We start from the raw sequence: 12569 nt of genomic DNA on the forward strand, positions 1-12569 counted from the left end.
ATAGCAGTCAGCACATTAGCCTATTCGGGTTCCTCAAGGTAAATTTAATGGTCTTGTTTCACAGTAATCACTACATTTCCCTTCTTATGTCCTTTTTCGACATACGTATGAGCCTCGGCGATTTGTTCCAACGGATAACAGCGATCGATGACTGATTTTATCTTTCCCTCCTCCATTCGCATTTTGAGCGAATATAGATCTTCAATCTTAAGGTTAATCGCGGATTTAACGGAGAGATACCTCCCTTTTTTCTTAAGTACCCTTTTACTGTGTGAAGACGAAATTTTCCCTACCGCGTCAAAAATAAGATCATACGCCTGACCGCATTGGGTAAAATCCTCCTTTGTATAATCCATGACTTTATCGGCTCCAAGCGCCTTCACCATTTCCACATTTGCGGTGCTGCATACAGCAGTTACATCCACCCCAAAGGATTTGGCAAGCTGAACCGCAAAAGTGCCTACACTTCCGGACGCCCCGTAAATAAGCACTTTCTGTCCGTGCTCAATCCCTCCTTTTCTTAGAAAACACAGTGCCGTAAGTCCCCCGACGGGCACTGCGGCTGCTTCCTCATAGGTCATATTGGCAGGTTTCATGGCCACGAACCCATCTTTCGCCTTTGCCCCTTCTTCAGGCAGGCAAATATACTCGGCATAGGCGCCAAATCCAAGACCGGTGTATGCAAAAATAGGGTCGCCTTTCTTAAAACGTTTCACGTCCTTGCCGACTGCTTCAACCTCTCCAGCTAGCTCAAACCCCAAAACGGTTGCCTTCTTCGGTCTGAAGAGTCCATTAAAAAGTCTTGCCGCAAAGGGATCCGCTTTTCTCATGCGCCAATCCGCTGCCGATACCGTCGTCACATGTACCTTTATTAATAGTTCATTATTCTTGGGAGTCGGCTTTTGCACCTCTTTCATTTTAAGCACATGCGGCGGTCCGTATTTTTCATAAACGATGGCTCTCATGTCATTCCTCCTCATTGACTTTATTGAACTGGATCTTCCTCGTAAGCGAAGACCTCCTCTAGAGGCAGCTGAAACACGCGTGCGATGCGAAAAGCCAATTCCAACGAAGACGAGTATTTTCCCTTTTCAATCGCTACGATGGTTTGCCGCGATCGTACTTGATAGGACAAGGAACATCTCCTTCGTTAATCTGTCTAATAGAAAACAATAAGTAAAGTATTTCATACACAATGTATCATTACGTATACATAATGTCAAATATTTTTTACATATAACTTGTCCATTCTACGAATCCTTGCGCGTGGACCGTCCAGGATTGCTTCGATCTACGCCCTGTGTTCGTTCGTTTGAAGCTTGGTCTCCGCAGCCGTCCGTCCACTCCTTGCATGGAGGCGAACCCCGGTATTTGCTCCCTATCATGGGTCCATCACACAAAAAACCACGCCGGAATCGGCGTGGTTAATACCTTCACTTGCTTGTTAGCCCGCTTACTTCAATATTCTGGAATAATGCCGAGCCATCCCATACATTCAGCCCAAGGAAGCCTCTTATGTAAGCGGTATCATTAATATCTATAATAGGCTTGTACTAGTCATTCCAATATACTTTCAGGTTGCTCCCATTAGCCATTACTTTTAGATGGTAGATTTCACCTTCCTTCATCATAACTTGACGTTCTTCCTTGAGCGCAGTGTTGCTTGCAGCATCCCGTAGACGGATTAAACCCGCATTAGGTACAATTTGCAGCAGAAGTTAGAAGCATTCCTTCCTGCGTGTTGTCCATCGTTCCTTTTCCTTTGATTTTCCAGTCTGTGAGATTAGTATTAGCATTGGATGCGCTTTCAAAAAATAATTGAGCCCTCCTCGGTATCCATAATTGCCTCTGCTGTCCATCCCGCTGCCGGATTAACCATTATAGCAGCTGTTACAGTAGATGTAATAAGCAGACCGGACATAAGGATGAGTGTCCATTTATTCAGCTTCGCCTTCAATAATCGCCCCTCTCTTCTTTTTGCATGTTCTATTCACCTGTTCGATAGAAAGGGTCGGGGAATCACCCTGCAATACGCCGGCAATTCCCGCTATCCTTTCCAGTTTACATGCACTACTGAGCAGAGACACTCTCCTGCGCCTGCTTATAGGCTCGTAATCCAAGGGCCAATGCTCCGTATAACCCGGCTTGATGTCCAAGACCTGGCGGCACGATGTACTGCTCCATATAACTATTCATTTCGGCTGCGCTAACATATCCATTCAGATTGTGCTTTACAGCTTCCCTGATCAGCGGAAACAACTGGGATTGCTGCATGATGCCTCCTCCGAGAATGACTTTCTGCGGCGAGGTCATTAGAATCGCATTCGTAATCGATTGAGCAATGTAATAAGCTTCTATTTCCCACGCCGCATGATCTGTTGGCAGCTCGAATCCCTTCTGCTGCCAACGCGCCTCGATAGCCGGTCCGGCAGCCATCCCTTCCAGACAATCCCCGTGATACGGGCATATGCCAGAGAAGTCGTCCTGTGGATGCCTTCTAGTCAGAACATGGCCACCCTCCGGATGGACAAGTCCGTGCACCAACTGGCCTTCTGCGTATACACCTACGCCAACGCCGGTCCCAATCGTGTAATACAAGCAGCTGCGAAGACCCCTAGCCGCCCCCCATACAACCTCCCCATAAGCAGCCGCATTAACATCTGTATCCCAGCCATAAGGTACGGGAAAATGCCGCTTCAATATTCCGAGGAAATTACAGTTCTCCCATCCTGGCTTGGGTGTTGTCGTTACATAACCATACAGAGCACTTTCTGGATGGAGCTCAATTGGCCCGAAAGAGCCTACGCCGATGGCACCAACCTCTTTATCGGTGAAATACTGGATAACCTTGCCCAGAGTAATGTCCGGATGCTCCGTCGGGAAACTGATGAAAGCCTCGATTACTCCCTGCTCATTGCCGATGCCACAAATAAACTTGGTGCCTCCGGCCTCTATTGCTCCTATGCGCATAACCGCGACCTCCTCTTAGTCAGCCTTATCCGCAGCAGAAGGTATTAGCTCGTATATACTCAGGGAGGGGATAATAGCTGGACTATGAGCCGGGAAGAACGAAATCCCCGTTGCATCCGCATCCGGATAGATAAGATCGGTAATAACGGCCTGCCCCTCGTTGCCAAACACTTCTACAGAACCGGCATCTACAAATATACGCAGCGACAGATTTTCACCTACTGATGTAAGCTTTGCAGCATGAACACCAAGGAAATCAGCATGGAAGCTGTGAAGACCTGACTTGGTACGATCTACATAAATAGTCGCTGCTGAGGCATCAACACCAACAATCGTCTCATTCAATGCTCCCACTCTAACCTTGAAGCCCAGCGACTGATTGATAGGGAGCTCTGTATGAATTTCATAGCTTACTAGGTGCAGCTGTCGCAGAGCTTCCTCCACTTCGCTTGCCGTTGCCTGATTTAACGTAAGGACAGGCCTGCGGGCACACTCCAGCTCGATCGCTGGCTTCTGCACTAACGTGGCGATGCCGCTAATCGTCTCCAGCGTAAGCTCTCTTGGAATTGTCATTGCACCGCGGAAGCCTTCGGTAGGCGTCTGATTCGCATATTTCCAGTTGCTCATCCAGCCAATGAAGAGACGCCTTCCATCCTCCGCAGGTATATCCGACCAGGTTATGCCCGCATAATTATCTCGTCCATAGTCAATCCATCTCACTTCCATGGAAGCAGCATCCGGCGTAAAGGTTACACCGTCAAAGTCTCCTGTGAAATATTGTGTTCTGGAGCCTTCTACAAATGCAGGATCTGCACCGATACTAACCAGCATCACCCATTTCACATTCGCAGCCTCACCATCTACCTCCAATGGAAATAGATCCGGACATTCCCACACGCCGTCATGAGATCCGATGCCACTTCCGAACTCGCTACCAAGCGTCCAGGTCAACAGATCAGGAGAATGATAGAGACACACCGTCTGGCCGCAAGCGATGATCATCCCCCAACGGTTCGTCTCCTTGTGCCAGAACACCTTAGGGTCGCGAAAATCGATAAATGTCTCATGCTCCAGAACCGGATTACCCTCGTATTTCACCCATGTTCTGCCCTTGTCTGTGCTGTAAGCCAGACTCTGACGCTGCAGTTGATGGCTGCCTTCCACCTCCAGATGGTGAGTGAAGATTGCGACAAGACCGGGACCATTCTCGAAAAACCCCGTTGTATTATTCCAATCTACAACCGCGCTGCCTGAGAAAATCGTGCCGTGCTCATCCGGAAAAAGTGCGATATCCAGCTCATCCCAAGTGACAAGATCCTTGCTAACCAAGTGCCCCCAATGCATAGGGCCGCAGGTAACATCATTCGGATGGTGCTGGAAGAACAGATGATATTCCCCTTCAAAATAGACCATGCCGTTAGGGTCATTCATCCAGTTAACCTGCGGCGAAACATGATAGGCACCTCTGTAGTTTTGTTTAGCCAGTATAGACATAATTGCTCCTCTCCCTTACTCCATTTATCTTTACTCTCACACTGTACTTTCAAAAAAGTGTCTGACAGCTTAATCTGCCGATAATCGCAATTCGTTAGCCTTTTGTCGCTCTATCGTAGCCGCCTTGCTTAATTTTAAGCCATTCCTGTAGACCAAGACGATCCAGCTCTTTCAGATACTCAGCCCATTGCTCATTTACCTTGCCGTTCTGGTACCATTCCGTACGCATTCTAAGCACGTAAGCGAACAGATCCGTTTCAATGGTTGTCAGACGATCCAGTTCTTCAATCGAGTTGAATACGCTTGGCATGACGTTTTCCGCTTTCATGTGAGGAGCCATCATATTTTTAATAATATCCATTCTTCCCTTGGCATCATCCGGAATTGTTGTATATTTGCCGTAGTAGGAATCCAGAATAGCCAGAGGTCCGCCGATGCTCGTTTTCTCACGGAGCTCAACAGGCGCAGTTCCTTCCAGCGGCAAATGCTTCAGTGAATTGCTCGCTTCATCGAATTCAAAAATATTTTGCTGCGTTTCGTCACCGTAGGTTCCCCAGTTATTTTGAACCGATTGAACAGGAGCAAAGAGCTGATCCACCCATTTCACTGTTGATTCCAGGTTCTTATTAGCGCTTGTCACAACCATTTTGCCGCGGCCGAGGCCCAGTCCGTTCGTTCGGGTTACATTAATTTCCCCGTTAGGCCCTGCAAGTGGAGGCATAATATCATACGATTCGTTCGCCCCCGTAATATTTGCTTTATCCCATGAGAAATACAAGCCGTATTTCTGATCCTTCCCCTTCGCCAGATAAGTGCTCCAATCTTGCGTATACGCCTCAATATCTATCAAGCCCTCTTGATAGAGCTCGTTAATGAATTGAACGGCTTCCTTGTAGCCTTCATCAGCAGCCGTGAAGATAACCTTTCCATCATTGGATACGACCGCATGGTCAGGATTTTCACCAAGACCGAAGGAAGCGAACAGGAACACCAAATCCTCTGCGCCAGGCTTATTAATGAAGGACAATGGAATTTCATCCGCTTGACCGTTGCCGTTAGGGTCCTGAGTTTTGAAGGCGATCAGCACCTTCTTCAATTGATCCGTCGTTGTTGGCATTTCAAGACCGAGGTTGTTCAGCCATTCCACGTTAATCCAAGGCATGCTGTCTACAGCTTGAATTCTTTCCTTACCGCTGCCCAGCTCCTCAATCCAAGGGAATGAATAAATATTGCCGTCAGGCGCTGTGATCATGCTTTTATATTCAGGCGCTTCTTCCAGCACTTTCTTAAAGTTCGGCATATATTGCTCGATCAGATCATTCAGTGCAATGATCGATCCATCTTTTGCAAGCTTCAGAAGCTCATAATCGCTGTAATCCGCGTTAAAAATAGCATCCGGCAGATCGCCGCTTGCAACTGCAAGATTTCTTTTCTCTACAAAAACATCTTTCGTGAAGTTTTTCCAATTAATATGAACATTGGTCTTCTCTTCGAGACGCTTGTTAATCAACTTCTCGTTCGGATCGGATGGAGCGATCGCAGAGCTTTGTGTAATAAAGTTGAGGGATACCTTGCCATTCGAATCTTGCTCTTTACTAGCCGCACCCCCGCCTCCATTCCCACTGCAGGCAGAGATTAGAATGGTGGCAGTAAGGATAGATACAGTTGCCGTTCTGGCTGCAAATCTCGATTTGTTCATTTTTGTCATAGCCTAAGACCTCCAAAACAATAGTGGATGAAAAGATTTCTATCTAATGCTTAGACTTACTTATGTGAAGGTCTGACCTATTTCAAGGAACCGACCATAACACCTTTCTCAAAGTATTTCTGGAAGAAGGGGTACATAATGATAAGCGGCAAACTGGACACTACAATAGCTGCATATTTAATAATTTCCGACAACCGTTTAAGTTCCGCCGCCGCGAGCTGATCACTAATCATGCCTGGTTCGACCTGATTCTGAATCAAGATAGAACGAAGAACAAGCTGAAGCGGATGCAGGTTCGAATTGTCCAGATAAATCATGGCGTCGAAGTAGGCGTTCCACTGACCTACAAAAGCATACAGGGCAAGGACGAATATAATCGGCTTCGACAGCGGCAGAACCACCTGCCAGAAAATTCTCATCTCCGATGCACCGTCAACGTTGGCCGCTTCCTTCAGCTCCAGAGGGACCCCTTTAAAGAAGGTTCTTGATAAAATGATGTTCCATACGTTTACAGCCCCCGGAATGATAATGGCCCAAATGGTGTCAAGCAATCCCAGTGTTTTCACCAGAAGATAAGTAGGCACTAACCCACCGCCAAAAAACATAGTGATAATAAATAGTGTCATGAACAACCCTTTGCCCTTCAATCGATTGTCAGAGAGCGCATAACCCGCACAAACAGACACTACAACCGTCATTAGTGCAAAGCAGACTGAATATAAAACGGAGTTGCCGAAGCCCTTGATCATGGCCGGATTGGTCAAAATCATTTTATACCCTTCCAGTGACCAGTTAGACAGCTTAAAGGACAAGCCGCCGCTTAACAGGACGGACGGGTCCATAAAGGAAGCAATTACAACATAGAACAGCGGTAAAACAACAAGCAAAACGGCGAATACAAGGAAGATACCGTTTAATAGAAGCAGAAACCGATCCAGCCTGGAATGCTTAATAGCCATTGCATCCTTCTCCTTTCTTAATAAAGACCGTCACCCTCGTTCAGCTTCTTCACAATGAAGTTGACCGCAACGAGCATAATGACGTTAAAGACAGAATTGAACAATCCAACAGCGGCTGAATAAGCATAGTCACCGGATTGCAAACCGATTTTGTACACATAAGTCGGAATAATTTCTGATGTCGGAAGATTCATTGCCGTTTGCATCAGATAAGCCTTCTCGAAACCGATGGACATGATTCCGCCGGCAGCAAGGATAAAGACGATAGCCATAATCGGACGTATAGTAGGCAGATCAATATGGCGAATGCGCTGAAGTAGATTTGCACCATCGAGATTAGCTGCGTGATGAAGCTCGGGATCCACATTAGCCAAGGCTGCAACATAGATAATGGATGCCCAGCCTGCCCCTGTCCAAATATCAGACAAAATGTAAATGACTCTGAAATATTCCGCACGTGACATGAACATGACTGGTTCACCCGTAAGTAAGATGAAAATCTGATTAATCGGTCCTGTTGGAGACAGGAAAATAAACAGCATGCCGACCACAACAACGACTGATATAAAGTTCGGCGCATACAAAAACAGTTGAATGTTCTTCTTAACAGCCGTTTGTCTAACCTGATTCAGCATAAGTGCAAGCAAAATCGGTATCGGAAAGCTTAAAATGAGGCCAAAAAAACTTAATTTAAGCGTATTCATAAAAATAACATCGAAGTTCGGAGAAGATAGAAACTTTTCGAAGTTATACAAGCCTACCCAATCGCTCCCCATAATGCCTTTGATTGGGCTGAAATCCTTAAAGGCGATAATGGCTCCGTACATGGGCCCGTACTTGAAAATAATTGTTAAAATTACTGCCGGCGCAAGCAAAATATAAAGGAAGTAATGTTTTTTCAAATAATCCATTTCTGGCCTTATTACCTTACTTGCCTGATCGGCTTCAATCGTGTTATGCAACGCTTTTGCCTCCATCCGTTTACAAAATTCAATGCATTTGCGCAGTAAGGGCTTACATTGTTATGCATTTTCACTTGCTGCATTTACAATTTATCAAACCGCTCAGCAAACGTCAATAAATTTTGTAAAAATATAATTGTGCATTTGAACTTTTAAATTGTTCATAATTCGACGTGTTTATAGGCCATTTTGACAAAAACGAATGATTCAAATGGTATCCAGCTGGAAAATTTAATGAGTTTTTAAGTTTACAAGATGCATTTTGTTCAAACACTTTCATCCTCTACACATTCTCAATTCATTTTGACCAATTATATTTATAATTTTGAAAACTAAAATGCGCAAATGCAACTCACTTGTTGCTATTTGTTGCAAACTATTATACATTTGAGATACTTATATAAATGAGTACGGTTACAAAAAATAGCATCCAATAAGTATATAGTTAGTTAGAGGTGGTTTTCACATATATGGCCAAGGAAAGAGTTACCATTCAAGACATCGCCGACGCACTCGGGATTTCCAGAAATACAGCCTCTAAGGCTTTGAATGGAATCAGTACGATTCCAGAGGAAACGAGAAGCAAGGTTCTAAAGAAAGCAATCGAGTTAAAATACAAGCAATTTGCATTCTTGGAAAGCGATCAGCTCCTATCTAAGCAATCAGGGAACATTGCTTTATTGACAGCGAATTTTCCGAATACGTCGCATTTCGGCTCAACGTTATTGAGCGGTCTAGAGAAGCGGATCAGCTCCGAAGGCTACAATTTGTCCTTTCACATTGTCAGAGATGTGGATCAGGCTTCCCTATCACTGCCTAACAATTTCGATGTCTCTAACGTAGACGGCATTATTTGCATCGAGCTGTTTGACATGGCCTACAGCGAGCTTATTACCAGTCTCGGGGTGCCTACTATATTCATTGATTGTGCCTCAACGGTTTGTTTTCCGGATTTTAAGGCAGATATTCTGTTGATGGAGAATCAACACAGCACCTATCAACTTACGAGAAAGTTAATCGAGAACGGATATAACAGCTTTGGATTTATTGGAGATTACAACCACTGCCTCAGCTTCAACGAACGGTGGATCGGCTTTAATCGGGCGCTGACAGAGTCTGGAATAACTCTTGACCTTGCAAAATGCATCGTAGATGACGATTCTCTCTTCTTTTCTAAGCCAAACTGGCTGGAAGAGCGTCTTCAGCATATTAAAGAGCTGCCTTCCGCTTTTATATGCGCCAATGATTACATTGCCGTCAGCTTTATGAAGGTGCTGAAGTACAACAACATTTCCATTCCCCAGGATGTCGCAATTTGTGGCTTCGATAACGGACCCGAGTCCAATATTGTTGAGCCTCATCTTACGACCGTTCATATTTACAGCAACGAAATGGGCGTAAAGGCAGCAGAGATGCTTCTCTCCAGAATCAATGATCCGACGCAGCCGTACCAGGTCTCGCATATTTTCACAAAGCCTACGATTAGAGAATCTACTCCGCATATCAGCTAGACGGTTGAATATAACTGCTGTTGGCTCCTACTGGGAGTCGGTCAAAACAAAAAAACCACTTCGTATGAAGTGGTCAGCTTGTCGAGGAACCCGGTCATTTTCATGACCCCGGGTTTCTTTTTTTTGTTTTCATACACGAGAAAAAGCAGAAGGGAGGAGATTCCCCTCGCTTCTCCAAGCGATCCAGATGCCATCTTCTTCATGTTCAGCCTTTTCACTTCATTCCGTCCGCGCGGACTAAACCCCTGACCTCATCGCTACCAGTAATGCGCGACGGGGTGTCGCTCTCCGTGCCGGGAAACGAAATAAAGCGCCAGCTCATCACGAGCTAATTCGGAGGATCGATGTCGAGGATGACCCCTTCCTCTTTCTTCTCTTGGAGATTCGATTTCCCATGTGGATCGGATGGCGCAATTGAACCAAAACTTCGACGTCTTGGCTGGATCAGGCATTTGTGTACAGTGCGGTTAGTGATTATGCCGGAGAGCAGTCCCCCGTTATTTAAAATTTTTTCGAATTTGATGATTCGGATTCAAAAACAACCGATGGCGCCCCGCTCTTCATTCGCAACGTAAAGTACGCGGGACCCAGCGGCGAAGGCTGAACTTCTTCACCGATTATGCTGCAGGCTCCCGCCCAATCCGGAAGCTTGACGATAATGTCGGTATCCCTATCTGCCGTCAGCTCCGCTCTGAACGAACCCGTTTCCTGATTCCAAGATAGCGCCACTTTGCCCGTGTGGAATCTCCAATCGGCCAGACGCCCCCGCTTCCAACGATTCGGCAGCGCCGGCAGCAATTTAATGAGATTGTCCGATACCTGAAGCAGTTGCTCCTGCACAGCATTCACCCACCCCATATTGGCGTCCAATTGCACTGGAGCCGTAGGCATTTGCATCGATACGCCCATTCCCCGCCAGTCATTATGGAGCGTGAACAGATTAGGCAGCAGACTCGATCTGGAGAGGATATCCAGACAATTCAAGGAGCGGTCCCCATCTCCAAAACGAGCATAAATAGCAGCCATATGAGCTAGCGACCACCCGCTTTGAGCTCCGATCTCGCGCCGCTGCACAGCCTCTTCAAACGCGCCGAACATGGTAGGGTCACTCTCTTGCGTCAACTCCTGCCCAGGGAAAACGGGGTACAGATGCGATAGATGACGGTGTGCGTACCGATCCTCGAAGGCAGGATGGATCCACTCTCTGACCGCGCCGTCCTTATTTAGCCGATACGTCGGCAATCGCGTCAGCATGCGGCTCCATTCCTTCTCTGCCTCCGGATCGCCGCCCGCCTTCCGATTCGCTTCTATTAGGTGCTGCAGAAGCTCTTTCAGAATGGCAACATCCATCGTCGCATTGATCGCCGTAGGCATCGGGTGAGCAAGCGGTTTGCCATCCGCCGGCATGAAGTTGAGCGGAGTATTCTCCGGCGAAACTGAGGGATATATTTTGTAAAAACCGTCCGCGTCCGTAACCAAGAAGTCCTCGTAAAACTGCAGCGCCTCGAGCATGAACGGCAGTGCCGTCTCCCGCAGAAATTGAACATCTCCGGTAAAACGGAAATGCTCATAATAGTGCCGGGCCAGCCAACCGGCCGCACCGGTCCAATTCAGAATGACGGGCACAATCTGATTAGGAATGCCGATGCCCGGCGTGGAGCCTGCCGGGATATAGATACCGCGGCAGCCGTACAGCTTGCTTGCATTTTCACGAAAGTCATCCATCAATCCCTCATAGTAACGGAATAAGGAAGGGACCAGTTCGCCCAGACCTCCAACATGCGCATGCCAATACATCATCTGGATGTTCTCGTTCGCCATGTTGTGGCACCATACCAGCCTGTAATCGCCTCCCCACAGCCCATACAGGCCGAAAGGCTCCGCCTCTTCCGCAGACGAGGTACCGCTCAAGAACAAATAACGGCCATAAGCCCACATTTTGCGCACAAGTGCCGGCGGCGCCTCCCCCTCATACGCATCCAACAGCAGCCGCTCATTAGATCGCAAATCATCGTCCGCGTCATTGAGCTCCAGCGATACTGAATGATATAACGGTCGATGAAGGGCGATATGGCGCTCAAGCAGTATTTCGTAGGAGGAATCGACAACAAGCTCGGCCAGTTCCTGCTTCAGCCGCTCCCAATCCTTGGAGCGCTCGCCCAGGACGAACAGCTTTACAAGCACCAGCAACCGCCTCGCTCCCTCGAAGCGGATGACGCTTCCCTCCGCTTCCATGCTGCCGCCCTCCGGAATGACCCGCATGACTGCTCCGAAGTCTGTTCCATCGTCATTCGTTCCGGCGAACCAGACGTAAGCATCGCCAGCTCCTATTTCAATCGATTGCTCGAGCTCCTTGAATTCCGGCGTATCCGCCCAGCGATCACTCGGGTGAAGATCAAGACCGATCTCACCCGATACGCTGGCTTCCTCATATCCTCCAAGCTCATAGACAACCGAATCGTCAGCGCGCGAAACGAACAGCCTCCGACGATACTGGCTTGGCCCGTCCGTCCAGCCTACCGTTATTTCTCCGCTGTCCATCTCAAGCATTCTGCTGTACCCGCGAAAGGCATTGCCGCAGGGCATGACAAGCCGGATCGCAGCCAGCGGAAATCTGGAAGCGAGCTTCGTCCCGTAACCGCGCTCCTTTAAAGCATTCGCGAGCAGCCAGCTTGCCTCTGCATATTGCTCTGTATCCATCAGCCTGCGGGTCTGGGCTAGGGTACCGCTTACATCCGGCAGCTCATCCTTACGCCCCCAATGCCATAGACGAGCATGGTTAAGCAGCACCGTCTCCTCCTGTACGCCGCCGAATACGGATGCGCCAATGACGCCGTTGCCCGAGGGAAGCGCTTCGCGCCACATATTCCGCCACCATGACGCGGGATAACTCATCAAAAGCTTATCGGCGCTTCGCCTGTCTTTTTGCTGCTGCATCCGCATCCGTATCCTTCCTCCTTCGGTT

Annotated in this window: 10 protein-coding genes; 1 reads left to right on the forward strand and 9 read right to left on the reverse strand. The window is 47.6% G+C overall.

Translation table 11 applies throughout. The features are described 5' to 3' along the window. Window positions 1–44: 44 nt before the first annotated feature. The 8 genes from WH37_RS06940 to WH37_RS06965 form a co-directional block, all read right to left on the reverse strand. Complete coding sequence (locus WH37_RS06940; protein WP_046229847.1) at window positions 45–965, reverse strand: NAD(P)-dependent alcohol dehydrogenase; 921 nt, start codon at window positions 963–965, stop codon at window positions 45–47. 20 nt (window positions 966–985) lie between these two features. Continuing rightward, a complete protein-coding gene (locus WH37_RS33400; protein WP_231594148.1) occupies window positions 986–1135 on the reverse strand; it encodes a helix-turn-helix transcriptional regulator in 150 nt (49 codons plus the stop codon). A gap of 672 nt (window positions 1136–1807) precedes the next feature. Further along, window positions 1808–1957 carry a hypothetical protein gene (locus WH37_RS35420; RefSeq protein ID WP_156182255.1) on the reverse strand — a complete coding sequence of 50 codons (150 nt, stop codon included), beginning with the start codon at window positions 1955–1957 and terminating at the stop codon, window positions 1808–1810. Between the two features lie 113 nt (window positions 1958–2070). Further along, window positions 2071–2970 carry an ROK family protein gene (locus WH37_RS06945; protein ID WP_046229848.1) on the reverse strand — a complete coding sequence of 300 codons (900 nt, stop codon included), beginning with the start codon at window positions 2968–2970 and terminating at the stop codon, window positions 2071–2073. A 15-nt stretch (window positions 2971–2985) separates the two neighbouring features. Continuing rightward, window positions 2986–4464: a glycoside hydrolase family 32 protein gene (locus tag WH37_RS06950; protein ID WP_046229849.1), complete on the reverse strand. Its 1479-nt coding sequence runs from the start codon at window positions 4462–4464 to the stop codon at window positions 2986–2988. 94 nt (window positions 4465–4558) lie between these two features. Beyond that, window positions 4559–6172, reverse strand: a complete 1614-nt coding sequence (locus WH37_RS06955) for an ABC transporter substrate-binding protein (protein ID WP_046229850.1) — start codon at window positions 6170–6172, stop codon at window positions 4559–4561. 77 nt (window positions 6173–6249) lie between these two features. After that, the gene (locus WH37_RS06960) at window positions 6250–7131 is read right to left on the reverse strand and encodes a carbohydrate ABC transporter permease (RefSeq protein ID WP_046229851.1); all 882 of its coding nucleotides are present in this window, start codon (window positions 7129–7131) and stop codon (window positions 6250–6252) included. 17 nt (window positions 7132–7148) lie between these two features. Then, complete coding sequence (locus WH37_RS06965; RefSeq protein WP_231594173.1) at window positions 7149–8042, reverse strand: ABC transporter permease; 894 nt, start codon at window positions 8040–8042, stop codon at window positions 7149–7151. Window positions 8043–8563: 521 nt separating this feature from the next. Here WH37_RS06965 and WH37_RS06970 point away from each other — a divergent pair. Continuing rightward, on the forward strand, window positions 8564–9604 hold the full coding sequence (locus WH37_RS06970; protein ID WP_046229853.1) for a LacI family DNA-binding transcriptional regulator: 1041 nt from the start codon (window positions 8564–8566) through the stop codon (window positions 9602–9604). Window positions 9605–10105: 501 nt separating this feature from the next. On the opposite strand, the gene WH37_RS06975 is transcribed toward WH37_RS06970, so the two are convergent. Next, complete coding sequence (locus WH37_RS06975; protein WP_231594149.1) at window positions 10106–12547, reverse strand: glycosyl hydrolase family 95 catalytic domain-containing protein; 2442 nt, start codon at window positions 12545–12547, stop codon at window positions 10106–10108. Window positions 12548–12569: the final 22 nt, after the last annotated feature.

This window comes from Paenibacillus algorifonticola (genome assembly GCF_000971975.1).
Lineage (GTDB): Bacteria > Bacillota > Bacilli > Paenibacillales > Paenibacillaceae > Pristimantibacillus > Pristimantibacillus algorifonticola.

Excerpts from the sequence above, each read along its gene's own strand:
- WH37_RS06940 (WP_046229847.1), bottom strand. The coding sequence starts at position 965 with ATGAGAGCCATCGTTTATGAAAAATACGGACCGCCGCATGTGCTTAAA.
- WH37_RS06945 (WP_046229848.1), bottom strand. The coding sequence starts at position 2,970 with ATGCGCATAGGAGCAATAGAGGCCGGAGGCACCAAGTTTATTTGTGGC.
- WH37_RS06950 (WP_046229849.1), bottom strand. The coding sequence starts at position 4,464 with ATGTCTATACTGGCTAAACAAAACTACAGAGGTGCCTATCATGTTTCG.
- WH37_RS06955 (WP_046229850.1), bottom strand. The coding sequence starts at position 6,172 with ATGACAAAAATGAACAAATCGAGATTTGCAGCCAGAACGGCAACTGTA.
- WH37_RS06960 (WP_046229851.1), bottom strand. The coding sequence starts at position 7,131 with ATGGCTATTAAGCATTCCAGGCTGGATCGGTTTCTGCTTCTATTAAAC.
- WH37_RS06965 (WP_231594173.1), bottom strand. The coding sequence starts at position 8,042 with ATGGATTATTTGAAAAAACATTACTTCCTTTATATTTTGCTTGCGCCG.
- WH37_RS06970 (WP_046229853.1), top strand. The coding sequence starts at position 8,564 with ATGGCCAAGGAAAGAGTTACCATTCAAGACATCGCCGACGCACTCGGG.
- WH37_RS06975 (WP_231594149.1), bottom strand. The coding sequence starts at position 12,547 with ATGCGGATGCAGCAGCAAAAAGACAGGCGAAGCGCCGATAAGCTTTTG.